The sequence below is a fragment of the Paracoccus tibetensis genome, from assembly GCF_900102505.1.
In the GTDB taxonomy this organism is placed as follows: domain Bacteria; phylum Pseudomonadota; class Alphaproteobacteria; order Rhodobacterales; family Rhodobacteraceae; genus Paracoccus; species Paracoccus tibetensis.
Genome location: NZ_FMVT01000005.1, coordinates 1 through 22,742, shown reverse-complemented (window position 1 = coordinate 22,742; position 22,742 = coordinate 1). Strand labels below are relative to the sequence as shown.

Below are 22,742 nucleotides of genomic sequence, written 5' to 3'. Positions count from 1 at the left end.
CTCCTGACGCGGGGTGGAACTGGGGAAGAAGCACGGGTGAGATGTCAGACAGCTCGGCAATGAGGGGCGGCGGGGGATGGTCAAACTGGCTGGCTCGCTGATCTGCGTAATAGTTCCGAAGCTCGACGTAGGTGGCGGCCGCCTCTGCGAGGCGAAGCTGACGTTCGGCATGGAGTGGTCCATGTTCGTCGCGCAGGTCATGGATGTCCTGCGGCCCACGAAAGCTGTCGCTGAAGCAAAACCCTCTCAGCGTAAGCTGCTTTTTGGACTCGGTTTCCTCTATGGTGACGCAGTGGGCCGAGAGCTCATGAACCACGTGGCCGACATCACCGAGGAGCGGGTGCAGCGCCTCAATGAGATCCCCCCGACCATGCACCTCTCCGCGCTCGGCCGCAGCGATGAGCGGATCGATCAGACGAAACAGGCTGTGGCCGTCCAGGCCCGCCCGCAGCGCCTCGGCATGTTCCTTGTGCATCCAAGGCGGGAGTTTGAAGAGCCTGGTCCTCAGCGGGCTCCGCGGATCGATCAGCTTGAGCCGCTTGATCAGGGTCTCTTGCAGCACGTAACGAAAGACCTCGTAACGCTTTTGCGGCGGGAATGGCGTGAATGACCTGAGATGCCCGTGCCCATTGATCGTGGCGCGGGGCAGGAGGAAGTTGATCTCGAGCCGACCCGTATGCGTATGGCAGTTGGCGAAGACAGGTGGCTGGCGGAGAGTCGGAATACCTGCGTAGGCAGCGTCAAGGATCAGCGCGGTGATCAGGCCGGCCTCTTCGCGCCAAGTCCCCGCATTGAAGGCTGCAACATCGACCTCCTCCGCAGCGAAGGTCGTAGCAAGTGACAGATATTTCCGCTCAAAAGGAAGCTGCGTCAGGAACTCTACTATGTCCGTGGGGTCACCCAGGATGGTTTCAGGCACCGGCGTCCTGAGAACGGTTGTCTTTCGCCCCGCCACCTCCTTAGACACGCTGTTCGCGATCAGGTAATCCACTGCCTTCCGCGGGACGCTATTCTCGCAGGCGCCGGAATATCGAGCGGTCGCAATGATCATTTCGTCTCGATAATGCGCTGCATCAGATTATGGAGTTCCAGCAGTTCCTCGAAGATATCGTCGGAGAGCGCCTCCTGCTGCATGATCGCCCGGGTCAGCTGAGTCATATGCAGCGCCAGCGCAGATCTGGCAGCTGCATCTGCAGGGGATATATCCGGCGTGATACCTCTCTGCCGATGGAGCTCCACGAAATAGTCGCCTGCCGATTTTCCAACGGCCTTCGCAGCACGCCGGATTTCCTCCCAGTCCTCATCAGAAATGCGCGCAGTGCGCTCCCGTTTCCTCGCGGATTCCTCCTTGCTAGCGCCGATCTTGGGCGAAGCTTTCCTCGTCTTTTTCATGCTGTCTGGCCTCCATTTGTTGCGGAGGTAGATCTCAAATATATCGCTAACGGCCCTGTCAATGAAAATCGGCAGTATCGGCCCATTTGGTGCCAAAAAAATCGATTTAGAGTGACTGAGGCAGTTATTAATTATTTATAAATGACTTACAGAATTGTTTCGTAATTGGCGCGGCCTATTACCAAATGGTCGCATGGGGGTGATTCGCGTTCCTTATAGAGCCGGAAGCCTCCGAAGAATTTGGCCTGCCGGGCTAACGCGGTGGCGATTGGCGGGTGAGAATGTCTACCATCCGCTCGGCCGAGCTCTTCGCGCATAGTGGCTCCGTATGGGATTTTCAGACATCAGGGAGACGATGGCTGGACGGTCCATTCGCGAACTCCACGGATGACGGGCGCGGGGCAGCGGTCAGTTCTCGAGCATGTCCAACGCTTGGGGCATGCCAGGTGATGGAGGGCATCAGGTAGGGGGATGGCGCTCTGCCCCGGCGTCTATGGCGGCTTTCCTCTTCGGTGCAGTGCGATCCGCAAACTCTATCCTGCCCACAAGCAAGTGCAGTTTCGGCGTCCTCAATGGATCCGAGCGCCAGGCTTCGTTGCTCTCATATCAGCCTGGCCTTGCGATGCTGACCTTCATTGGCAAGCAACCGCGTCAGCGTCGATGGAGGCGCCTACTGCGCTCGAGGCCGGATCTAATTCGCTGCTGGGAAGGAGCTAGACTAAGTCGTTGATTTGGGTCCGCACTGTGCAGCACGTCATCGCCTGACGTCTCGGCGCCGCCGGCTGCTTTAGGCTGATCGTGTTTTGTATCTCGCTCAAGGAGAGCACTTGGCGGGCTACGTTTTTAAAACCTTCAACATCCCGTCGGCCTCTGGATCGATGGCTTCAGATTGCTCTCCGTATCGAGGGCTCGGACTGCGACGGTAACCCTGAGTCTGTCATCGCGACGCTATCCGTCTGCGATGTGTTGCGCCGCGGACTTGCACTGCCAGAGAGATGTCCTAGATCGAAGGGAGAGGAAATGATGATGTTTCGGAAACGCGAAAATAACGCAGTATCAAATCGGAAAAACAACAGATTAATAAGCGAGATTTTTATAGTTTCATAAACTACCAGCAAGAGTCCGCGAATACGGGGTGTTTTTCGTCCGACCGGCCACTTTTGGCTTGATCTAGGCAATTTTTGCCCCGAGAAGCATCTTTACCGTTTTCCAGACATGGTGTTGGGAATTTTCAGTTCTTGCAATGAAATAAGGGGTTTCGAGGTAGTTTTTCCGTTTTCCCAGAGGCTTTTTTGGTAGGTGAGCCGAGAAGGCGTTTCTTGAGATCCTGGGCCAGTGCCTCTCGTCAGTCTGACGCCGCACCGGAGGAGCCAAACTCGGCATTGAAAAGAGTTTGCGAAATGATTCAGCAAATCGCATTGCGAAACGCATTTGTCTTATCCGGACCGGCCCTGGCGACGCCGGTCATCCATCGCAGCGGTAGACATCCTGGTAGCTCTGCCGCGCGCCGGTGAGATCGAAGCAGAGACCGCGGGCGCGGATGTCCACGCGGATGCGGATCATCTCGACGCAGGCGATCGATCGTTCGGTGATCGAGATGCCATCCGCCATGCAGCGCTCCATGCTGGCGTGATGGCGGTCCACGAGGCGGCGATCGCCGCCGCCGAGGGCACCGCCTTGTGTCGTCAGAATGAGAACAGTGATCAGGGCGATGATGAGGGCGAGGGCGCTGGCGGCGATGACGCGGTGACGGCGGGAGAGGGGCATGATGCGGTCTTTCGGGAAGAGGTGGAGAGGGGGGAGGCGGCCCGGATGCGGCCGCCTCGGGCAGGGTGAGACGGGCGGCGCGTCAGCGCGCCGTCAGCGCGTTGTGGTCCGCAAAGACCTCGGTGCCGGTGGCGCCGTAGCCGAGCGTGGCGGCCGCGGCGAAGGGGTCCTCACCGATCTCCGCTTCCGGGTGGCAGGCATGCAGATACATGGCGGTGACCAGCGTGGTGGCGCCGACGGGGGTCACGAGATCCAGACCCTGGTAGCTGCCGTCGCCCGCGCGGAAGGCGGGCCGGGTCTCGGAGCAGAAGAACTGCACCGGGGCCGGCGCCTCCCAGTCCAGGGTGGCGGGATCGGTCTCGGGTGCGGCGGAGACGGCGGTGCGCAGCGCGACCATCACCAGATCGCCCGGCACGGCGGCGCTGCCTTCGCCGACCACCTGGCGCGAGACCTGGTCGACATGGATGCATTCGCCCATCTGGCATCGGCCGAGATAGGGCGCGGCCATGAGCGCGCCGGGCAGGAGGAGCGCCGGCAGCAGGAGGGCGGGGAGGGGGAACGCGGAACGGTAGGTGTTGGCGGTCGATGTGATGGTCATGGTCGTCTCCGTGGTGCTGGGGTGGGTGAGGATGGTGGTCAGTCCTGGCAGCGCGTGTGGTCGGAAAGGCAGTGGCGCAGGGTCTCGGGCGCATCGGGGTCGAGGTCCCGCGCCAGGCGGCCGGGGCTGAGGGCGAGGGCCCGCAGCTGCCAGAGCCCTGTCGTGTCCGGGCCGTGGAGCGTGCCGGTCAGGGTCAGCGGCGCCTCCAGCGGCCCCAACTGCAGGCTCAGCTCGGTGCGACTGGCCGAGAAGAGCCCGCCGCGCCTTCTCGCCTCGGCCTCGAAGCCGTGGGTGCAGAGCATCTCGGTGGCATCGAACCTCTCGCCGCCACCGACATCGAAGGCCCCCCTGCGCAGCTCGGCCGGAGCGATCTCGAAGATCCGCTCGCAGTGGACATGGGTATGACGGGCCTCGAAGCTGCGCCAGAGGTCCCGGCAATGGGACAGGAGCGGGCGCAGCCAGGGCTGGTCCCTGTCGAACGCGGCGCAGTCCGGCAGATCGGACGGCCCGTGCCGTGCGGGATCGAGTGCGGCCATGGCGGCGTCGAGGCGCCTGCGCTCAGCCTCCAGCACCTCCTCGCGCTTGGCCGCCCCGGCGCGGCGGGCCTCCTCAAAGGCCGTGGCGATCTCGGGTGCCGCCGCGCGGTAGGCGGCGCTGGCCGAGATCCGGGCGAAGGCGTCGTCGGCAGGCGCGTAGCCGGTTGCGGCGATCGCCGCGTCGAGCGTGGCGGGCGCGGCCTCGATCTCGGCCAGGGCGCGGCTGGCGCGCTCCCCGGCGATCTGGGTGAGCCGCGCCCCGGCCCGTGCCTCGCAGGCGGCACCGGCCGCCTCGGCTGCCGCATCGCGCGCGAAGCCGAACGCCTCGTTCATCCGGGCCATGCAGTGCAGGGAGACGAGATGGGGTTCGGTGATCCGCTCGACGCCCTGCGCCAGTTCGGCCCCGCGGGCCTCCGCCGCGGCATTGGCCCCTGCCGTGGTCGCCGGACCGGCAGGGGTGGCTTGCGCGGGGGCCGCGAGAGCGGCGGCGGTCAGGGCTGCGGCCATGATGGGGGCCATCACGGTGGCGGGGCGGTTCGGGAAGAGGCAGGTCATCAGGGTCATCCTCGGGTGGTGGCAAGATTGGGCAGCAGGGATCAGGCAGCCGGCATCCGGCCACCGGGCAGCAGCGGGGCGGTAAGAACGGAGAGCGCGGGCCGGCGGCGTGCGGAGGAATGCGGGACACGCCCTGTGGCGTGCAGGGCGCCGAGGGGCCGGAAAGCTGTCGCCGCCATCATCCGCGCCCCTCCGTCCCCGGCCGCAGCTGCCACCTCGCGGCCTCAATCCGGGCGATGAGCAGCTCGAGCCGGTCCTGGGCCATCATCGCGCCGCGGGCGAGGCCGGCGCCCTTGGGGCCGGGGACGGCCTCGGCGGCCCAGAAGAGGAGCGCCAGCAGGTCGCGCAGCACTGCCGCTTCGTCCAAGGCCTCGGTCAGCGCCTGATGGGCCAGGCCCGCCGGCTCACGCGCCGTCATGGCGCGCCTCCGTGCCGGCAGGGCCGGTGGGGCCGCCAGCAGCAGGGGCGGTGACGGCAGCGACGTCTGCGCCCGCCTCCGCGCCCCACCGAGCGGCGGCCGGCGCGGTGCGCGGCGCGGCGAAGGGATCGCCCTCGATGACCCGCTCGGCGAGGAGGCGCGCGGTCAGCGCCTCCAGTCGCGGGCGCTCGGCGATGAGCGTGGCGCGGGCGTGGCGCAGCGCGCGCTGCAGATGCGCCTCGACCCGCATCGCCAGCGTGGGGTCCGTCGCCAGCGCTGCGCCGGGATCGGCCTGCCAGAGGAGGCCCGCGCCAAGGCCGTAGCCGCGCTCGATCTCGGCCGCCAGCTGCGTCGCGCGGCCAAGATCCGAGGCGGCGCCGCCGCCGGCGCCGGTGGTGGGCGCGCCGAGGATCAGCTCCTCGGCGGCGCGGCCGGCGAGGCAGCAGGCCAGCTGGTCCTCGAGGCCGGCGCGGGTTTCGAGAAGCGGCAGGTCCTCGACCGCGACATGCCCGCCGCCCATGCCAATCCGCGCGCCGGTGATGCGCCCCCGCCCGGTGCAGTGCAGCATCACCGCGTGGCCCGCTTCATGAACCGCGACGCGGCTCAGCACCGCAGGGTCCTCGCGCCCGAGCCCGAGCGCGGCGGCAATGTCGCCCGCGGCGACGGCGCGGCCCGCCTCGCGCGCGCGGCTCTGCGCCTCGCGCAGCGCGGCGTCGAGCTCGGCCGGGCTGCGCCCCGCCGCGCGGCGGGAGAGCCGGTCGAGATCCGCGCCGGTGATCGCCCCCCGCGCCGCACCCGGCAGCGCGGCCACCAGCCGCGCCAGGATGGCGCGCACCGCCGCCGGGGAGGGGCGCGGCAGCGCCAGCACCCGGTCGATCCGGCCGGGGCGCAAGAGCGCCGGGTCGATGGCGCGGGCGTCGTTGGTGGTGGCGAGGACCAGCACCCCCTCGAGGCCCAGGACTCCGTCCAGTTCCTGAAGCAGCCCCGCGATCACCTGCGCGCGGTAGGAGACGGCATGCCGGTCGCCCGAGGCGCGGCTGCCGGCGGCATCCAGCTCGTCGAGGATCAGCACGCAGGGCGCGTTGCTGCGGGCGCGGGCGAAGGCGGCGCGCATCTCGCGCAGCATGTCGCCGAGATGGCCCGCCGCCTGCCATTCGGCCAGCGAGGCGGTGACCAGCGGCAGCCCGGCCGATCCGGCCACCGCGCGGGCGAGCCAGGTCTTGCCGGTGCCGGGCTCGCCATGGATCAGGAGCGAGCGGGTCATCTGCGACCAGGCGATGCGCCCTTCGCGCCAAGCGGCTATGTCCGCGACCAGCCGCCGCGCCGCCGCGGCCACCGGCCCGTCGAGGCAGAGATCCTCCAGCACCGGGCCGGCGTCGCGCGCCCCCACCGCCACATCGGTCAGCCGGCGCAGCTCGGCGGCTCGGCCGGCGAGGTCCGGCAGGCGCAGCGCCAGGCGCCAGGCATCGGCATCTAGCCGCGCCAGAGCCGCGTCCGGCGGCAGCGCGCAGTCGCCGACCAGCGGGCCGGGATCGCCGAGGCTGAGCGCGGCGGCCACCACCTCCCGGTCCGGGGGCCCGAACTGCAGCACCGGCGGCAGCAGACGCGCCATGCGCCGCGGCAGCTGCGCCGCATCCCCGAGGATCAGCAGATGCGCGCCGCCCCCCTCGGCCAGCGCGTCCTTCCAGAAGCCGGCGACGGCATCGAGCGGCTTGGTCTCGGGCGCAGTGGCCCGGCCGGAACTGCAGACGAGGTTCAGCTTGCGGGTCGGGTGTTCGGCCTCAATCAGCTGGGCCAGCACGATGGCCAGATCACCCGCGAGACCGGCGGGCCGGCAGGCGATCACGGTGATGGCGCCGGGTGCCAGCCACCGGGCCAGATCCTCGGCCGTGGGCAGTGCCCGGCAGAGCCGCGCCAGGGCCAGCGCGCGGAGCGGCCGCTGCGCGAGGCCGGGGCGGGTCTCCGCGAAGCTGATCTCGGGCTCCTCGATGGGCACGGTCTCGTCGATCTCCTCGAGGTCGATCTCGCCGATGCGCCCCTCGATGAGCGCCTCGAAGACATGCTCGGGCATCTCCTCGGCGGTGAGGGGGCGCGCGTCGATCCGCGCGGCGGCGGTGTAGAAGCGGGGCAGCCAGTCAGGCATGGGTCGGCTCCGGGCATGGGGAAGGAGGGCAGGGCGGTGGCCGCCTTGCAGAGGTTCTGGCCGGGCGACGGGCCTCAGCTGCCGGAGGACGCGTCGGATGCGAGGGCGACCTGGCTGTCTGCGGCCCTGACGGGTGCGCTCTCTGCGGCGCTGCTGGCTGCACTCCCGGAGGGCGCGGCCGCGATCCGTGCCGCCAGCGCGTCGAGCCGCGCCTCGATCTCGGCGCGCAGCGCCGGGCGGTAGATCTCGCGGGTGACGTTCAGCATGTCCGCGAATTCGGTCTGCGGGACGACCGCATCGGGAAAGTCCCGGCAGAGATCGCGATGCATCCGCGTCTCGGCCGCGCAGGCGGCGGCGCCGGTGGGCATGACCAGCTCGCGCAGCACGCGCACCGCGGCCCCCTTGGGCAGGCCCAGCTGGTGGCGGTGGCGCTTGGTCGGATGGGCGGAATAGCCCAGCTTCAGGAAGTGCCGGCCGTCATGGCGCAGATCCAGGAGGTAGATCCGGCTCTCCCGCGCGCTCCAGCTCTGCCCGCAGCCGGGGCAGTCGACCTGGCCCCAGGAGAGGTTCGCCCGGGCAAGACGCCGCTCGGTGCCGCAGGCATGGCGGTAGAGGTGGTAGTTCGGATTGCCCTCCGGGTCCGGCCCGATCCGCGTCCAGCCGCGCCTTGCCGCCATGGCCGCCTCGCGGGCGGCGAAGCAGGTCTCGCAGCGCAGGCCGGTCCGTCCCTCGGCGACCCGGCCGATGAACTCGTATTGGCGCCGGAGCATATGGCCGCAGCGGGCGCGGTAGAAGCCATGGGCGGTGCTTTGCGGATCACGGCCCAGATAGACCAGCGCCGCGCGGATCGCGGTCTCGGCGCGCCGGGCCTCCAGGCAGGCATGGCAGATCGGCTGCGCATCTGTCAGCACGGAGATCCGGCAGGCGAAGACGTGGCCGGAGGTTCGGCAGCAGAGCGCCAGATGCAGGCGGTCGATGACGCGGGCGGCGATGTCGAAGCCCTTGGCCTCGGCGGCGCGGGACCAGCGGGCGGCGACGGGGCCCGGATGGACGGCCAAGGGCGTGCCCTCCACGAGGATCGTGTCCAGAGCGTCAGGGGCCTCGTGAGTAACAGTCGGGCAGGAAGGAACGATCGCCGGAGCCGGCACGGCGGAACGGGGTCTGCGGGGCATGGACGCCTCCAGAAGCTGAGATAGGGAAAACCCGCCCTCGCGCGACCCGTCCGCGCGAGGGATATGCAGGGCGCAGGCGCCATCAGGCCGGACCCCATGAAGGGTCGGGACGGCGATCAGCGCGGATTAGAAGGGGAAAGGGGTCAGGCCGGGACCGGTGCTGCGATCTCCGGGGCGTCCGGCGCGATCTCGCGGGGATCGAGATGGCAGGGCAGGGCCGACATCTCGCGGATGCGCAGGCGCATGCTGCGCAGCATCTGCCGGCAGCGCCAGGCCGCCGCGCCATCGCCGGGGCAGGCGAAGAGGGCCGGGGCCCTGTCGAGGACCTGACGGGCCTCGAGGAACTCGGCATTCGAACCCGCCTGCATCAGCAGGTAGCAGATCACCGCCATGTGCCGCAGCGGCCGGTCCTCGGGGCGAGCAATCTCGGCGCTGCGGATCGCGTCGATCCGGGCAAGAACGCCTGCGCGCGCCGCCTCGGCATCAAAGAGCCAGGCGGCAAAGCCCGGATCCCGGCTGTCGGCCGCGCTGATGTCGCGCTCGGCCTCGACATGGGCCGCGAGAGCCGCGACGAGCCCCGAGAAGGCCCGAGAGATCGGCGTGTGGGTGAAGTGGCGCGATGCCGGTTCCGTCACGCCGAAAGGCGTGGTAAGGCTGTGATTAGCCATCGTTGATCCTTTCTCGATCATCATGGTCAGGGCGGAGCAAGAAGGTCAGAGCTCTTGCTTTCGTCCGTCCAATATGACTATTTGACGTTAAGTAGTCAATAAGTATGTCGAGAGATTTTTGTCATGGCGAAGATGGGACGTCCTCCGAAGGATACGGAGCCTGTCACAATTCGGATGGACCAGGAGCTCTTGAAGGCCATTGACGAGTTCCGTCGACAGCAGCCCGACATACCCTCTAGGCCAGAGGTTGTAAGGAGGGTGATGCAGCGATGGATGCAGGATCAGATAGACGCTGGCTGATTAAGGAGCGATGCTTGTATTGAAGCCGACCGTTGCTTCGAACGGTCGTGCAGGTTTTTGAAGCGTTAAGCTCGTCACATACTACCTGCTTACCGTTTGCCGTCATCCGGACATGCGTCAGCTACCAGCTCTCGAAACGCACTTTCTCCAATGATCCGGATCGAGTGACCGGAGGCCTGCATCTCTTCGGCCTTGCGGTGCTTGCTGCTCTTGTCGTGACCGGCCAGGAGGGTCAGGTCCTGATCACCGACGACCAGATGCGTGGTCTGCTTCGTCACCCCGGCCCGCACGCACATCCCCGCCTGCGCGGCCCGGGTGGCGGCCTCGGTCCGCGACATCTGCAGCGCGCCCGTGAAGACCATGACCGAACCCGCCAGCGCACCCGCTGGGTCGCCCTCCAGGATCACCTTGGCGGCGAAGGTCTTGCGTGGTTGGGGCTTCAGCAGATCCTCGAAGGGCAGCCCCAGCTGGCGCTCGGCATGAAGCACGACCATCGCCGCCGCCCGTGCATCCTCGCCCGCGTCATGATGGTGAAAATCCAGCTTCAGCCTCTTCTTGAGGTTTGCGAGACCATGCCCGCCGTTCCCTTTCAGCTCGGGCCACGCGCGCCGGGCGATCGTCACGCTGTCCGCCCACCGCCAATCCGGCACCTCCCGCCCGCAGCTGTGGCAGGCGGCCGTGACGGCCTGCTTGTCGAAATTGCTGTGCTGAACCAGGTGATGCGGGTCGAGGAGCGGCATCAGCATCTCGATGGCATCCGTGAAGCAGGGCGCATCCTCGACATGGTCGGGGCCGATCCCGTGCAGCCGGATGTTGAACGGATCGAAGCGCATGCGCGGATTGACCAGCATCGAGAAGGTCTCGATCCGGTCACCGGGGTCCACGCAGGCGATGCCGATCTGGCAGATGCTGGCCGCGTCGCTGCAGGCGGTCTCGACATCGATCGCGATGAACCGGAAGCGACCGGTGGGAATTCTGTCCGCATGGTCGAAGCGGGGCCTGTCCAGCGCGGGGCCGGGGATCGGCGCCAAGCGACTGGCATCGGGACGCGGGTTGGTCTGCTTGGGAGAGGGACGGTCGAACAGCCAACTGAACATGGACACTGAAAACCCTTCCTCAAAACCTGGCATCGATAGGCCGGAGCAAAATGGCGACGGCTAAGGCCAACGTAACATCGGCGGTCAGATTGGTGGATGGCTTTCTTCCTCGCCGCGAGCCCGGAACAAGGCGCGTCGAGACCGGAAGGGGGCATCCATGGTGACAGGGTGGGGTCTGCGAAGAAAATCCAGGGGTCGTGCCATCACCACGCCAACGGAAGTCAGTAACATAGGTGACAGGTGCCGGCTTCCGGGAAGTCACCGCTCGCCGCGCCGCCAATCCCAAGGCATCACGAAACTGCCGCTCCAGATGCCCCGCTGCGCGACCCGTGCCACGATCTCATCGGCATCATAGATGTCACCTCCATAGCGCCGGTAAGCGACGGCCCAGCCATTCCGAACCATCCAGGCATTCAGATCGCGCGTGCCCGCATGACAGATGCCCACCATGCGGCCATAACGGTCAATGTCCCGCTCTTCGCAGGTGACATCCTGCCCGCCGATCTGGGTTGCAAGCGCCTGTGTCGCCTCCGTGCCGCAGTTCCATTGGCGGCCGCCACGCGTGCAGGTTTGAGCGGTCTCGGGCGCATCGATCCCGAAGAGGCGCACCCGCGTCCCCGCCACGTCCAATGTATCACCATCGAGAACCCGAACGCTGCCTGCATGTCGCTGCGTCGGCGGCTCCCCCGTAATGATCTCCTGTATCATGCCCTCGAGCATCTGCCGAAGCTGCGGGTTGCTGTCGCCGATCACGAAAAGCGCGGCGACGATCGCCAGAGCAGCCAGCCACCCTTTGAGCCCGGGAGTGTTCTTGGCCTTGCGGCGACGTTTCTGCTTCATCCCCCGGCTTTTAGGCGGGCCGACCGCATGGGCAAGCCCGAAATACCTGCATCGAGGGTCGATAGGCTCTGCCTCCATCAGGTCCTTTGGCCCTTGCCCTCGCCGCAACATTGCTGCTGCCATGGTGCAACCGTGTCGGTCCCGCCCTTCCGCGACCGCCGGGGAGCCATGAGCGATACCGAACAGGATGTCGGTCAAAGTGAACCCTGCAGCCGCTCCAACACCTTGGCGTGGAGTTCGGGTGACGCGCTTGCAACGATCCCCCCTCGTGATGCAAGAGACAGGGACTCTCCCCTCCAATCGGTGATCACTCCGCCGGCCTCCTGAACCACTGGGCACAGGGCGCAGATGTCATACGCATCCAAATCGTCGCCATTTATGCAGACATCGACGCGTCCCCTGGCAAGGGCACCATAAGCCAAGGCGCCCCCATCATGGACCCGCACGCGGCCCGTTGAGCGCAGCGCTTCGTATCCGAAGGCGGTTTCATCGCTGAAGCTGTTAGGGTTCGCCAGGCTGATGACGGCGCCCGTCATGTCGGTCCGTATACTGCTGCGAATTGCGCGTCCGGCAAACAGCGCGCCTTGACCGGCTGCAGCCGCATAGCGGGCGTGTGGAACTGGCGTATCGATGATCCCCAGAACCGGCACGCCGTCCCTGCAGACAGCGATGAGAGACGCGTAGTCCAAAAGCCCGGCTCCGAACTGACGGGTTCCGTCGATCGGATCCAACACCCATGTGAAGGCGCTGGTGCCCGCCTGAGGGCCATATTCCTCCCCCAGAATGCCGTGCGACGGGAACTGCCGCCTGATCTCGCTGCGCCATCGTTCCTCGATCAGCAGGTCCGCCGGGGTCACGGACGAGCCATCCGGCTTGTAGTCCACTGCGATATCGTTGCGCCATGCATCGGCGACGATGTCCGCAGCCAGATCGACCAAGCAGATCGCGGCCGCCATGAGACGATCAAGGTCCGACATCCTGTCCTCCGCCAAGGCATTCAGCTAATCTGCGGGACATGACAAGTGAATGACGGCTCGGCCTGATGCGGCGTGGGGCGCATGCCGGTTCGACGCCAGCGAGACGAGTGGTCACCATGATGATCTCCGGCGGACGGCGCAGAAGCAGGAGGAGAGCTTTCACATGACAACGATACCAACACTTGTCACGGATCGGCTGTCCCTCCGGCCGATGCGGGCAGACGATTGGCCCGCCTATCATCGCCTCATGGTATCCGACCGCTCGGTCTACATGGGCGGTCCGTTTTCGGAAGCTGTGGCCTGGGGAATGTTCTGTGCGGATCACGCCCAGTGGAGCCTGTTTGGCTGCGGCGCCCTGATGATCGAGAACAGGGCCGATGGCGGATGCCTGGGACAGGTGGGCATCAATTCAGGTCCGCTGTTTCCGGAATTCGAACTTGGATGGTTTCTTTACCCCGAGGCCGAGGGACAGGGTTTCGCCCATGAGGCGGCAGTTGCCATGCGCTTATGGAGCCTTGGGGTGCGACACATTGATACGCTGGTCAGCTATGTTGATCCTAGCAACCGGAGATCAGCCAGATTGGCGGAGCGCCTTGGCGCGAGACTGGATCACGACGCCCGCCGACCTGATCCTTCTGATCTGGTATACAGACACTACGGATGACGGATTGCCGTAAGTGTCAGACCTATCGCACAAGGCTGTCGAACACTTGGCCAAGCACCATCAGTTTTTCAACACGGTGGGACAGTCTGCTGATCTGCCCCTCCTGGTGGCTTAGAACGGCGCGGGGCAGTCCCGAACGAGCGCAGTCGGCCCAAAGCGGCCCGAGAGTGCCGGCCTAGCGCTGCATTGCAGCATCCCCAGATCGGACATTCGCGCTTGGCGCGGCGAGATCGTCGGGCCACAGTCTGCTTCGCGGGACCTTCCGGCCGTTCGCTGCAAGTGCATCGTTGAGGAAGCCGAAGAGCTACGGGATGCAGAAACCTGCATAAGATTGCTGCTTCGCTATTGCAGCATGAATTAGGAAAGCGGCCGTTCGGTTTTTCAGTAGTATCCCGAAGTCAGCGATGTTTCTTGCTCACGCCGACGCCGCCAGCACTTGCTCTTTCGCGGCGAGGATCTTCGCTGCAATCGGTGACGTGATCATCTGGATCATGGCAAAGAAAGCAGCGGGGACGGCGATCTCGGACGGCAGACCGGAAGCTGCAACGAAGGCAGCGGCGATGCTGAACTCCTTCTTGCTGCAGGTGAACAGGTAGGCGATCAGCTCTCCCCGGTCCTGCGTGAAGATCCTGGCCGTCATGCCGACGGCATAGCCGATCAGGTTCAGGGCTAGAGCCGCGAGCGCGATCACGAGAGCATACCAGCCGTAGCCCCGGATGGTTTCGGCGTTCGGCCCGACGACCGCCAGCAGAAGCACCAGATAGAGCACCGAGCCGAGCGCAGGCCAGGCAAAGTCGAAACGCGATACGCCTTCCAGAAAGCGCGTCCGCAACCAGACACCGATCACGGTCGGCGCCACCACGATCAGAACCAGCTCGGTCACCACCGCCAGGACCGGCACGTTCAACTCGATCCCCGTCATCCACAGGAACAGGAACGGGATAATGAAAGGCGAGAGCGCGGTGTTCACCGCATTCAGCACGGCAGCGAGAGCCACATTGCCGCGGGCAAGCAGAACCAGCAGCGGCGTGGACACATCGGTCGGCAGCATTCCGACCAGCGTCTGGCCCGCTGCCAGAGGTCCGCTGCCGAAGAAGGCGCGGCCGGTCAGCCAGCCTGCCAGCGACATCGGACCGTAGACGAGGCCGATGGCCCAGAGCTGCCGGCCCGGCTTGCGGAACACGATCCGCACGGCGCTGACGTCGAAGGTCAGGCTGATGACCAGCATCAGGAGGGCGAGAAGCGGGGTGATTCCAGCCTCCAGCGCAATGCCGACGGACGGCACCAGCAACCCGAGGGCGGCCGAAAGAACGGCCAGAAGCAGCAGGTTGTTCTCGATGAAGCCAAGGATCTTCCGCATGTCAGCTGTCGTGATCCGCATGCGCGGGATGACGACTTTCGCCATGATCCGCATGGAGGCAGTTCTCGTGGTTACTCAAAACTTCGATAACCTTGCAGTCCGAGATCGTGCCTTGGGCGCATTGGGTCAGCATGCGCTCCAGTTCCTCCTGCAAGGCCTGAAGCCGCGCGATGCGATCCTTGACAGCTGCAAGCTGACGGCTGGCGATGACATCGGCTGCCGCGCAGGACATGTCGGGCCGGTCCGAGAGACTGAGCAGTTCGCGGATGTCACCAAGCGGAAAGCCCAGCTCGCGACTATGGCGGATAAAGGCGAGCCTTTCCTGGTGCTCCCTCCTGTAGAGCCGCTGGTTGCCCGAACTACGCTCCGCCTCCGGCAGCAGGCCGATCTCTTCATAGTAACGGATGGTCGGCACCTTCACGCCGGTGGCCGCGCTCAGTTTTCCGATGCTCAGCATGAGAAACCTCTTGAACCTCTAGTTGCTAGAGATCTTATCTTCCGGGTTCGATGAAGAAAAGACCTCGGACAGGACGCGAAATGGCAACGGAAACAGCAGAACGGCGTGAATGGACGGTGACTGGCATGGACTGCGCGGCCTGCACGACGAAGGTGGTGCGGGCCGTCGAGCGGCTGCCGGGTGTCAGCGACGTCAAGGTGGCGCTGATGACCGAGCGGCTGTCGCTGGACCTTGTGCCGAACAGCACCGCGCCCGAGGCCATTGAAGGCGCCGTTCGAAAGCTGGGTTTCGGAATTGCACCGAAAGGGCAGCAGGCGCTACGCAAGAAGTCCTTTGTGCTGCCGGATGCCGGCCCGGCCGCCAAGGCTGAGGATGGCGCGGGCGAAGATCCTGACTTGATTGCCCCCGCCCGCGATGCGGCACCGGCTCTGCAGGACAAGGTCTGGCATCGGACGGCGAAGGGGCGGCTTGTTATCCTGACGGGCGCGCTGCTCGCGAGCGCGTGGCTGATCGAGCTGCTGACCTCTGCCGAGGCCGGATATTGGGCCTTTCTCGCAGCGTGCCTGATCGGCGTGGCGCCGGTGGGAAAGCGCGCCTTCGAAGCCCTGCGCATGGGCCAGCCCTTCACCATCGAGGGTCTGATGACCATTGCCGCTGGTGGTGCTCTGCTGATCGGTGCGGCCGAGGAGGCGGCGCTGGTGGTTTTTCTGTTCGCCGTTGGCGAGGTTCTGGAGGGTGTCGCTGCCGGGAAGGCCCGGCAGGGCATCCGGGCACTGGCAGATCTGGTGCCGAAGACCGCGCTGCTGGAGGTGGCCGGTCAGGCACGGGCCGTCCCCGCCGACAGCCTGCAGATCGGGCAGACCGTGCTTGTCCGCCCCGGCGACCGTGTTCCTGCGGATGGCGACATCACCGAAGGCACCAGCGGGGTCGATGAAAGCCCGGTCACCGGCGAAAGCGTCCCGGCGACCCGCACCGTCGGCGATGCGGTCTTTGCCGGCTCGATCAACACCGAAGCCGCTTTGCGCGTCCGCGTCACCCGCGAGCCAAGCGACAACACCATCGCCCGCATCATCCGCCTGGTGGAAGAGGCCGAGGAGGCCCGCGCCCCGACCGAGCCCTTCATCGACCGCTTCTCGCGCATCTACATGCCGGCCATCGTCGCACTGTCGGCGCTGGTGATCGTGGTGCCGCCGCTCGCCGTCGGGCATGACTGGACCACCTGGATCTATCGCGGACTGGCGCTGCTGCTGATCGGTTGCCCCTGCGCACTGGTTATCTCGGTTCCGGCCTCCATCGCCTCGGCACTGTCGGCGGGCGCGAAGCGCGGGCTCTTGATGAAGGGTGGTGCCGTCATCGAGGCGGCCGCGAAGGTCAGACATGTCGCATTTGACAAGACCGGCACCCTGACGCGCGGCGCACCGGTGGTGACCGACATGATCCCTGCGCCGGGTGTGGACGAGGCTGAACTGCTGGCCATCGCCGCCGGCGTGGAGACCGGCTCCAGCCACCCGCTGGCGCTGGCGATCCTGCGGCGCGCCGCGGCCGCGGCCGTGCAGGTGCCTGCGGCGCGCGATGCCCGTGCGCTGGCCGGGCGCGGCGTCGAAGCTGTCGTGGAGGGGGCGCTGGCATGGGTTGCCTCCCCCTCACATGCCGCAGAGGTCGGCGGGATCGATGAGGCGGCCCTGCCTCGGGCGACGGCGCTGGAGGACAAGGGCAAGACAGTTGTCGCTGTCCATCGCGAGCGCCGGCCCCTGGGCCTGATCGCCCTGCGGGACGAGCCGCGGGGCGATGCGGCCGCGGCGGTTCGGCAGCTGGCCGCGATGGGCGTGGGCGCGACCATGCTGACCGGAGACAACGCCCGCACCGCGGGCGCCATCGCCGGGGACCTCGGGATCGGCTTCCGGGCCGGAATGATGCCCGAGGACAAGCTGGCCGCGATCCGCGAGATGAACGGCAAGAGCCACGTGATGATGATCGGCGACGGCATCAACGATGCCCCTGCGCTGAAAGAGGCGCGGATCGGTATTGCCATGGGGTCGGGAACGGATGTGGCGCTGGAGACCGCCGACGGGGCGATCCTGCGCAACCGCGTGACCGACGTTCCGGCGCTGATCCGGCTGGCTCGGGCGACGATGGGCAATATCCGCCAGAACGTGGCGCTGGCGCTCGGGCTCAAGGCGGTGTTTCTCGTGACGACGATCTTCGGCATTACCGGCCTGTGGATCGCCATCCTGGCCGATACCGGCGCCACCGTCTTGGTCACGCTGAACGCCCTACGCTTGCTGGCCCTAGATCCGACCCGGGAGGCTTGAGATGTTGGGACAGGCGGGTTGGATCGGCCTTGGTGTCGTGGCAATGTATTTGACAGCCTTTGCTTGGAGCACGGCCGAGGCCGCACGTGCCGCCGCGCGGCCGGTCTGGCTGTTCGGGCATGCGCGGGGGATCGAGCGGCTTGCCGCATTCGGTTTCCGCCTTGCATTTGCGCTGGCGCTTCTCGGGCCGCTGCTATGGCTGGCCTTTCCGGCGCTGCACAAGCTGGACCCGCTTTGGACTGAAGGCCAGTATCAGCTGCTCGGTTCGGCAGGTGTAGTTCTTGCAGCAGGCGGCGCCATGCTGGCCTTTGCCGCCCAGATGTCCATGGGCGCATCGTGGCGAGTCGGTGTGGCCGAGGGTGCAACAGGGGCTCTGGTTACGGGCGGGCTTTACCGCTTCAGCCGAAATCCGACTTTTCTAGGCCAAGTCATTTTGTTGGCGGGCGTTTCTCTTGCGACTCCGGCTGTTCCGACACTTCTTGCGCCGCTGCTTTTCCTCTGGTCCGCGGCCATCCAGATCCGCTCAGAGGAACGTGAGCTGGAGCAGGCGCTTGGCGCAGACTACAGCCGTTATCTCTCGACCGTGCCGCGCTGGATCGGCCTTCACAGCAGAACCTCGAGTTGAAGTGGCTGACCAATTTAAGAGTCGCCGTAGCCGAGACTAGCCAACCTGACAAAGCCGTGAGTTCGCCGGAAGCCGCTTGAACCTCATGTGGCTAGAGGTGCTAGGGCCCCATAAGGATGGTGATCGATGTGCTGAAGAGCATCAGGATTGCGTTGTGGGTCGCCGTGGCAGTGGCACTCGTTGGTTTGGGCGCGCTGCTTTGGCATGCGGATCGGCAGGAGCAAGCCGCCGCGTTCAAGCCGGAGTTTTCTCTGCCAGATGAGGCGGGGACGATCCACACAGCCGCGGACTTCCGGGGCAAGCATGTTCTGGTCTTCTTCGGCTTCACCAACTGCCCGGACATTTGCCCGACCGCCATGGCCGAAGTCGCCCAGGTCATGGATGACCTTGGGCCGGAGGCGGCGGAGGTGCAGCCGGTCTTCATCTCGGTCGATCCGGCACGAGACCGGGCAAGCGGCCTTAGCGAATACCTCGATGCGTTCCATCCCAGCATTCTGGGGCTGGCCGGAGACGAGGCAGCCACGCAGGCGGCGGTCGGCAGCTTCAAGGTTTTTGGCGAGAGACACGATGATGCCTCGGCGCCGGGGGGCTACACCATGTCGCACAGCTCCAGCCTTTACCTGCTTGGTCCCCGCGGGGATTGGTTGCGCCAGTTCGAGTATGGCACGCCGGCCGACGACATCACCGCTGATCTGAAGGAGCGCCTCTGACATGCTGAAATCCACTGCCGCAGCACTGGTGCTTGCCACCACCCTGCCTGCTACCGCCTTCGCCGAATGTATCGAAGTGACTCAGGGCAACATCACGGTCAGCGCCGCCTGGTCGCGTGCCACGATCGGGACGGAACGGCCCGCGGTGTTCTACGTCACCATCCGCAACGACGGCTCCGAGGAGCGTCTCCTGGGCATCGAAACGCCTGTTGCAGACATGCCTATGCTCCATGAATCAGTGGTGGAGAGCGGCGCGGCGCGTATGTCACATGCCGATCAGATCATTATCGCCTCCGGAGAAACGATCAGCCTCGAGCCTGGCGGCTATCACGGGATGCTCATGGATCTCCGCACCGAACTGGTGGAGGGAACGACCTTCCCGATGACGCTCCTTTTCCAGAATGCCGGCCCGGTCACGATCAACACGGCGATCCTGCCGCTGCGCGCGCGGGAGGCTGCATGCGCCAAGGCGCCCTGATCCTCGGGAGTGCCGGACTAGTTGCGGCGGCCGGCTTCATGCTGGCTGTCGGCGCGTGGCGCAGCGGTGATCTGCCTTGGCAACAGCAGGTCACCGAGACTGTCGGCGTCCGTGGGGCCGATCTGGGTTCCATGTCCTGGCAGCTCACCAACCACGAAGGTGATCGGGTCAGTCCGCAAAGCTGGATTGGGCAGACCAGCCTTGTCTTCTTTGGCTTCACCTGGTGTCCCGATGTCTGCCCAATGACCTTGCTGAACATCAGCGATTGGCTGGAGGAACTTGGCCCAGATGCGGACGGGCTGGCCGTTCACCTTGTCTCCGTCGATCCCGAACGCGACACGCCCGAGGTGCTGGCCGACTACCTGTCGAACTTCGATCCTCGCATCAGCGGCTTGACCGGATATCCAGACGAAGTTGCCCGGGCGGCCGAGGATTTCAACGCCACCTATCGCCGCGTTCCTCGGGACGATGGCGATTACACGGTAGATCACACCGCTGGCGTCATGGTGTTTGGGCCGGACGGGCGCTTGTCGAGTATCATAGACCTGCACGACGCCCCGAAATTCGCAGTGCCGAAAATCCGCCGCGCCATGGAACGAGAGGTATAGCTTTGACCCTGTTGCCCCGAAGAACCCTTCTATGTGCTGCCGCCGCGGTCGGTGCCATGCCGCATCTGGCCATCTCCAGTAGTCCCGACCGTATCCATGTGGTTGAGGGCGCCGGCTGCGAGTGCTGCAAGCAATGGACCCGCTATCTGCAAGAGAACGGGTTTGAGGTCACGCACGAAGAGCGCTTTGGCGTCCTTCTCATGCAGCACAAGCTGGACCTTGGGGTGCCCGTCGAGGTCTCCTCCTGTCATACCGGCTCCATCGACGGCTATTTCCTTGAGGGCCATGTTCCTGCTGCCGATATCCGCAGGCTGCTGCGTGAGCGGCCTGATGCACGAGGCCTTGCCGTGCCGGGCATGCCCTATGGCAGCCCCGGCATGGGGCCTGAGAGCAATCGCGAAGCCTATGACGTCCTGCTGATCCGCAAGGATGGCAGTGGCGAAGTCTTCACGCATTACCCTGCGGCTTGAGCCCTTCAACCTCTGCTTTGAAAGCCTGCCTGATGAACAGCCTGAACCGCCGCGCCGCCTCCTTGGGACTAGTTGCTGCTATTGCAGCGTGCGGGAGGTCGGGGCCAAGTATTAGAGCCGGCGATGTCCCCCAGTTCAAGCGTTACGCCGGCCCTCCGGTCACCCAGGTCGTGGTCCAGAAGACACAGCGCCGGATGCACCTGCTCAACGGCCAGACGGTGATGAAGTCCTACGACTTCGGGTTGGGCAACCAGCCGATCGGCCACAAGCAGTTCGAAGGCGACGGCAAGACACCCGAGGGCCTTTACTTTGTGGACCGCTTCAACCCGCGCAGCCGCTACCACCTGTCGGTCGGCATTTCCTACCCGAACGAGCGGGACAAGGCTTATGCCGCTCAGTTCGGCCTCAATGCTGGCGGCGACATCATGTTTCACGGCCAAGGCCCCGAGGGGCGAGTCCTGGCTCCCAGAAACAGGGACTGGACAGCTGGCTGCATCGCAATCACCGACAATGAGATAGAAGATGTCTACGCCATGCTGCAGCTCCGCACGCCAGTGATGATCTACGCTTAATATTCAGGTTTTTTGACGCTGTGCGCGCCGATCGCGATGATGGAAGTGGCAGGCCTTGCAGCTTCAGCGCGCTGATTGGCCACACCAGCTGTTGCAGATTATCCCGAGTTGAGCGGCCATGACCTTGCCCTGCTTGGACACGATCCGCAGCGCAGGTAATCTCTCCTCGATTATAAGACGAGCACGAGGCAGCAGCATGTCCACCCACCGTTTCGCCGACCGGAGAAGCTTCTTGCGCGGCCTGGCTGCGACAGGGGTGCTGCTGCCGGCAGCCGCCTATGGTCAGGCGGCCACTGACACAGGGCCCGAGCGCAACCAATCCTCTTTCCGGACCCGGCACTGGCGCGACTTCTACCCAACGCTCGGCAAGGGTGTCCTGCTTGCCGATGTCACCTCGCGCGCGGTCCACTACTGGTCGGGGGACGAGAGTGTCCACTTCGTCTTTCCCTGCGCCATCCCGATGACCGAAGACCTGACCCGCCGCGGGCAAACCGAGATCGTGCGCAAGATGCCCAACCCGCCTTGGACGCCTACGCCGAGCATGCGGGAGAAGGATCCTACCCTTCCGCAGACAGTCGCAGGCGGCGCGCCCGAGAACCCGCTTGGCAAGTTCGGCCTGTATCTGGCTTGGCCTGCCTACCTGGTCCATGGCACCCACGACACTCGAAAGATTGGACGGCGCTCTTCGTCAGGATGCTATGGACTTTACAACGAACATGTCGAACAGCTTTATGCGGTCGCCGAGATCGGAACACAGGTGACCGTCTTCTGATTGCCTTACTCAGGGCACCGGTCCGGCTAGCCGCACGACCGGTGCCAGCCAGCCGACGGTAGTCCAGCTGAAGACGAAAAGCTCGAACTTCACATACATGCTGCACACAGGCTGAGCGGCCGCTTTTGGGCGCACCAACTCACAAGCGACTGCAGATTGAACGGCCAAGGCAGGTCGGCTCGCCTTGCTGCGCCTGCATCGCTGCAGCATCGGTGACCGACAGCTATGGGCTCGTTGCGTCGATGCTGCCGCCTTGCCAACGGAGATAAACGGGGGGCCCAGCTATGGTCGGTATACGACCGCTCCAAGGGCCGGCTTGGGCGCAGACGCCGAGCCTGCGGGATGATATACTAGCTTTGTCGACACTATTGAAGAAGGGCGGGCATGGCGGACAGGAGGTGTCACCATGTCCATCGATCTTCTTCCCGCCGTCAGGCTTGCGCGCGTCAGTTGGAACAAGGGCCGCATCGTCGGTCAGAAGCGGCCGCTTCTTCCGCGGCACGTATGGTCGATCCGGGTCCGGCTTGAAATGGCAGGCAATGCCCGCGACCTCGCGCTGTTCAACATGGCGATCGACAGCAAGCTCCGCGGATGCGACCTCGTGGCCCTGAGGGTCCGAGACATTTTCGCGGCAGGGCAGGTTAAGGAGCGCGCCTCGATGATCCAGAGCAAGACGGGAAAACCCGTCCGGTTCGAGATTACTGACACGACCCGTCAATCCCTGAACCGCTGGATCCGGAACCCCGAAATGATCGGGCTTGAGTTCTTGTGGCCAAGCCGGGTCCACGGAAGCGCGCACCTGTCGACACGGCAGTATGCCCGGATCGTCCGGGGCTGGGTCATGTCGCTTGGTCTGGAGCCGAGCGCCTACGGCACTCATTCGATGAGGCGCACCAAGGTTGCCTAGGCTCCAGACTCATTGATCGTCAAAGCCAGAAGATGACGGTTGCGGCGAGGGCGACGGCGGAGAGGAAGGTTTTCGCACATCTGTCGTAGCGGGTCGCGACGCGGCGCCAGTCCTTCAGCCTGCCGAACATGATCTCGATGCGGTTGCGCCGCTTGTATCGCCGCCTGTCGTATCGGACAGCCTTGCCGCGGGACTTCCGGCCCGGGATGCAGGGACGTATCCCCTTGTCTTTCAATGCATCCCTGAACCAGTCGGCATCATAACCCCGATCGGCGATCAGCCATTCGGCGGCAGGCAGGCTGCTCAGGAGCGCCGCAGCACCAGTGTAGTCGCTCACCTGGCCA

Annotated in this window: 24 protein-coding genes and 1 pseudogene; 11 read left to right on the top strand and 14 right to left on the bottom strand. The window is 65.4% G+C overall.

Annotation, left to right across the window (positions count from 1 at the left end):
* The first annotated feature begins 76 nt into the window (after positions 1–76).
* A complete protein-coding gene (locus BLP73_RS07940; RefSeq protein ID WP_090742246.1) occupies positions 77–610 on the top strand; it encodes a hypothetical protein in 534 nt (177 codons plus the stop codon).
* A 437-nt stretch (positions 611–1,047) separates the two neighbouring features.
* On the opposite strand, the gene BLP73_RS18995 is transcribed toward BLP73_RS07940, so the two are convergent.
* The 11 genes from BLP73_RS18995 to BLP73_RS07885 all read right to left on the bottom strand — a co-directional run bounded on the left by BLP73_RS18995 (position 1,048) and on the right by BLP73_RS07885 (position 12,463).
* Complete coding sequence (locus BLP73_RS18995; protein ID WP_139165917.1) at positions 1,048–1,392, bottom strand: hypothetical protein; 345 nt, start codon at positions 1,390–1,392, stop codon at positions 1,048–1,050.
* Between the two features lie 1,464 nt (positions 1,393–2,856).
* Positions 2,857–3,159, bottom strand: a complete 303-nt coding sequence (locus tag BLP73_RS07930; RefSeq protein WP_090742240.1) for a hypothetical protein — start codon at positions 3,157–3,159, stop codon at positions 2,857–2,859.
* An 82-nt stretch (positions 3,160–3,241) separates the two neighbouring features.
* A complete protein-coding gene (locus BLP73_RS07925) occupies positions 3,242–3,757 on the bottom strand; it encodes a hypothetical protein (RefSeq protein ID WP_090742236.1) in 516 nt (171 codons plus the stop codon).
* 38 nt (positions 3,758–3,795) lie between these two features.
* Complete coding sequence (locus BLP73_RS07920; protein ID WP_175453280.1) at positions 3,796–4,857, bottom strand: hypothetical protein; 1,062 nt, start codon at positions 4,855–4,857, stop codon at positions 3,796–3,798.
* A 169-nt stretch (positions 4,858–5,026) separates the two neighbouring features.
* Entirely contained in the window at positions 5,027–5,266 is a 240-nt protein-coding gene (locus BLP73_RS07915; protein ID WP_090742230.1) for a hypothetical protein, read from the bottom strand.
* Positions 5,253–7,409, bottom strand: coding sequence for an AAA family ATPase (locus BLP73_RS07910; protein ID WP_090742226.1), 2,157 nt, complete (start codon positions 7,407–7,409; stop codon positions 5,253–5,255). Before BLP73_RS07910 ends, BLP73_RS07915 begins: the two co-directional genes overlap by 14 nt.
* Positions 7,410–7,483: 74 nt before the next feature.
* Positions 7,484–8,581: a hypothetical protein gene (locus BLP73_RS07905; RefSeq protein WP_139165916.1), complete on the bottom strand. Its 1,098-nt coding sequence runs from the start codon at positions 8,579–8,581 to the stop codon at positions 7,484–7,486.
* 143 nt (positions 8,582–8,724) lie between these two features.
* A complete protein-coding gene (locus BLP73_RS07900; protein WP_090742220.1) occupies positions 8,725–9,249 on the bottom strand; it encodes a hypothetical protein in 525 nt (174 codons plus the stop codon).
* 389 nt (positions 9,250–9,638) lie between these two features.
* Positions 9,639–10,646, bottom strand: coding sequence for an exonuclease domain-containing protein (locus BLP73_RS07895; protein ID WP_090742216.1), 1,008 nt, complete (start codon positions 10,644–10,646; stop codon positions 9,639–9,641).
* Between the two features lie 258 nt (positions 10,647–10,904).
* Entirely contained in the window at positions 10,905–11,486 is a 582-nt protein-coding gene (locus tag BLP73_RS07890) for a thermonuclease family protein (protein ID WP_217630660.1), read from the bottom strand.
* A 194-nt stretch (positions 11,487–11,680) separates the two neighbouring features.
* Positions 11,681–12,463, bottom strand: a complete 783-nt coding sequence (locus BLP73_RS07885; protein ID WP_090742213.1) for an inositol monophosphatase family protein — start codon at positions 12,461–12,463, stop codon at positions 11,681–11,683.
* Positions 12,464–12,626: 163 nt separating this feature from the next.
* On the opposite strand from BLP73_RS07885, the gene BLP73_RS07880 reads away from it, so the two are divergent.
* On the top strand, positions 12,627–13,127 hold the full coding sequence (locus BLP73_RS07880) for a GNAT family N-acetyltransferase (protein ID WP_090743038.1): 501 nt from the start codon (positions 12,627–12,629) through the stop codon (positions 13,125–13,127).
* Between the two features lie 415 nt (positions 13,128–13,542).
* Here the strand turns inward: BLP73_RS07880 and BLP73_RS07875 are convergent, their stop codons facing one another.
* Together BLP73_RS07875 and BLP73_RS07870 are read right to left on the bottom strand one after the other, a co-directional pair.
* On the bottom strand, positions 13,543–14,532 hold the full coding sequence (locus tag BLP73_RS07875) for a bile acid:sodium symporter family protein (protein ID WP_245686599.1): 990 nt from the start codon (positions 14,530–14,532) through the stop codon (positions 13,543–13,545).
* Complete coding sequence (locus BLP73_RS07870) at positions 14,489–14,944, bottom strand: MerR family transcriptional regulator (RefSeq protein ID WP_090742207.1); 456 nt, start codon at positions 14,942–14,944, stop codon at positions 14,489–14,491. Before BLP73_RS07870 ends, BLP73_RS07875 begins: the two co-directional genes overlap by 44 nt.
* An 80-nt stretch (positions 14,945–15,024) precedes the next feature.
* Here BLP73_RS07870 and BLP73_RS07865 point away from each other — a divergent pair, with 80 nt between their 5' ends.
* From BLP73_RS07865 to BLP73_RS07825, 9 genes and pseudogenes are all read left to right on the top strand, one after another.
* The gene (locus BLP73_RS07865; RefSeq protein WP_090742203.1) at positions 15,025–17,256 is read left to right on the top strand and encodes a heavy metal translocating P-type ATPase; all 2,232 of its coding nucleotides are present in this window, start codon (positions 15,025–15,027) and stop codon (positions 17,254–17,256) included.
* A 1-nt stretch (position 17,257) separates the two neighbouring features.
* A complete protein-coding gene (locus tag BLP73_RS07860; RefSeq protein ID WP_090742200.1) occupies positions 17,258–17,881 on the top strand; it encodes a methyltransferase family protein in 624 nt (207 codons plus the stop codon).
* A 116-nt stretch (positions 17,882–17,997) separates the two neighbouring features.
* Positions 17,998–18,591, top strand: coding sequence for an SCO family protein (locus BLP73_RS07855; RefSeq protein WP_090742197.1), 594 nt, complete (start codon positions 17,998–18,000; stop codon positions 18,589–18,591).
* Between the two features lies 1 nt (position 18,592).
* Positions 18,593–19,069, top strand: a complete 477-nt coding sequence (locus BLP73_RS07850) for a copper chaperone PCu(A)C (RefSeq protein WP_090742194.1) — start codon at positions 18,593–18,595, stop codon at positions 19,067–19,069.
* Positions 19,051–19,677: an SCO family protein gene (locus BLP73_RS07845; protein ID WP_090742191.1), complete on the top strand. Its 627-nt coding sequence runs from the start codon at positions 19,051–19,053 to the stop codon at positions 19,675–19,677. The genes BLP73_RS07850 and BLP73_RS07845 overlap by 19 nt, the downstream gene beginning before the upstream one ends.
* A gap of 56 nt (positions 19,678–19,733) precedes the next feature.
* On the top strand, positions 19,734–20,147 hold the full coding sequence (locus tag BLP73_RS07840; RefSeq protein ID WP_090742189.1) for a DUF411 domain-containing protein: 414 nt from the start codon (positions 19,734–19,736) through the stop codon (positions 20,145–20,147).
* A gap of 32 nt (positions 20,148–20,179) precedes the next feature.
* Positions 20,180–20,719, top strand: coding sequence for a L,D-transpeptidase family protein (locus BLP73_RS07835; RefSeq protein ID WP_090742186.1), 540 nt, complete (start codon positions 20,180–20,182; stop codon positions 20,717–20,719).
* A 196-nt stretch (positions 20,720–20,915) separates the two neighbouring features.
* On the top strand, positions 20,916–21,491 hold the full coding sequence (locus BLP73_RS07830) for a L,D-transpeptidase (protein ID WP_090742183.1): 576 nt from the start codon (positions 20,916–20,918) through the stop codon (positions 21,489–21,491).
* A 406-nt stretch (positions 21,492–21,897) separates the two neighbouring features.
* Positions 21,898–22,395, top strand: a pseudogene (locus tag BLP73_RS07825) (tyrosine-type recombinase/integrase); the annotation flags it as partial.
* A 22-nt stretch (positions 22,396–22,417) separates the two neighbouring features.
* On the opposite strand, the gene BLP73_RS07820 reads toward BLP73_RS07825, so the two are convergent.
* On the bottom strand, positions 22,418–22,742 hold a 325-nt coding region (locus tag BLP73_RS07820; protein ID WP_139165915.1), incomplete at its 5' end, for an IS5 family transposase.

Bases quoted from the DNA above. Each gene is read 5' to 3' on its own strand.
- BLP73_RS07865 (WP_090742203.1), top strand. From the start codon at position 15,025: ATGGCAACGGAAACAGCAGAACGGCGTGAATGGACGGTGACTGGCATG.
- BLP73_RS07870 (WP_090742207.1), bottom strand. From the start codon at position 14,944: ATGCTGAGCATCGGAAAACTGAGCGCGGCCACCGGCGTGAAGGTGCCG.
- BLP73_RS07835 (WP_090742186.1), top strand. From the start codon at position 20,180: ATGAACAGCCTGAACCGCCGCGCCGCCTCCTTGGGACTAGTTGCTGCT.
- BLP73_RS07900 (WP_090742220.1), bottom strand. From the start codon at position 9,249: ATGGCTAATCACAGCCTTACCACGCCTTTCGGCGTGACGGAACCGGCA.
- BLP73_RS07905 (WP_139165916.1), bottom strand. From the start codon at position 8,581: ATGCCCCGCAGACCCCGTTCCGCCGTGCCGGCTCCGGCGATCGTTCCT.
- BLP73_RS18995 (WP_139165917.1), bottom strand. From the start codon at position 1,392: ATGAAAAAGACGAGGAAAGCTTCGCCCAAGATCGGCGCTAGCAAGGAG.
- BLP73_RS07915 (WP_090742230.1), bottom strand. From the start codon at position 5,266: ATGACGGCGCGTGAGCCGGCGGGCCTGGCCCATCAGGCGCTGACCGAG.
- BLP73_RS07930 (WP_090742240.1), bottom strand. From the start codon at position 3,159: ATGCCCCTCTCCCGCCGTCACCGCGTCATCGCCGCCAGCGCCCTCGCC.
- BLP73_RS07840 (WP_090742189.1), top strand. From the start codon at position 19,734: ATGCCGCATCTGGCCATCTCCAGTAGTCCCGACCGTATCCATGTGGTT.
- BLP73_RS07890 (WP_217630660.1), bottom strand. From the start codon at position 11,486: ATGAAGCAGAAACGTCGCCGCAAGGCCAAGAACACTCCCGGGCTCAAA.
- BLP73_RS07875 (WP_245686599.1), bottom strand. From the start codon at position 14,532: ATGGCGAAAGTCGTCATCCCGCGCATGCGGATCACGACAGCTGACATG.
- BLP73_RS07880 (WP_090743038.1), top strand. From the start codon at position 12,627: ATGACAACGATACCAACACTTGTCACGGATCGGCTGTCCCTCCGGCCG.
- BLP73_RS07830 (WP_090742183.1), top strand. From the start codon at position 20,916: ATGTCCACCCACCGTTTCGCCGACCGGAGAAGCTTCTTGCGCGGCCTG.
- BLP73_RS07910 (WP_090742226.1), bottom strand. From the start codon at position 7,409: ATGCCTGACTGGCTGCCCCGCTTCTACACCGCCGCCGCGCGGATCGAC.
- BLP73_RS07920 (WP_175453280.1), bottom strand. From the start codon at position 4,857: ATGACCCTGATGACCTGCCTCTTCCCGAACCGCCCCGCCACCGTGATG.
- BLP73_RS07860 (WP_090742200.1), top strand. From the start codon at position 17,258: ATGTTGGGACAGGCGGGTTGGATCGGCCTTGGTGTCGTGGCAATGTAT.
- BLP73_RS07845 (WP_090742191.1), top strand. From the start codon at position 19,051: ATGCGCCAAGGCGCCCTGATCCTCGGGAGTGCCGGACTAGTTGCGGCG.
- BLP73_RS07925 (WP_090742236.1), bottom strand. From the start codon at position 3,757: ATGACCATCACATCGACCGCCAACACCTACCGTTCCGCGTTCCCCCTC.
- BLP73_RS07885 (WP_090742213.1), bottom strand. From the start codon at position 12,463: ATGTCGGACCTTGATCGTCTCATGGCGGCCGCGATCTGCTTGGTCGAT.
- BLP73_RS07895 (WP_090742216.1), bottom strand. From the start codon at position 10,646: ATGTTCAGTTGGCTGTTCGACCGTCCCTCTCCCAAGCAGACCAACCCG.
- BLP73_RS07850 (WP_090742194.1), top strand. From the start codon at position 18,593: ATGCTGAAATCCACTGCCGCAGCACTGGTGCTTGCCACCACCCTGCCT.
- BLP73_RS07855 (WP_090742197.1), top strand. From the start codon at position 17,998: ATGGTGATCGATGTGCTGAAGAGCATCAGGATTGCGTTGTGGGTCGCC.
- BLP73_RS07940 (WP_090742246.1), top strand. From the start codon at position 77: ATGGTCAAACTGGCTGGCTCGCTGATCTGCGTAATAGTTCCGAAGCTC.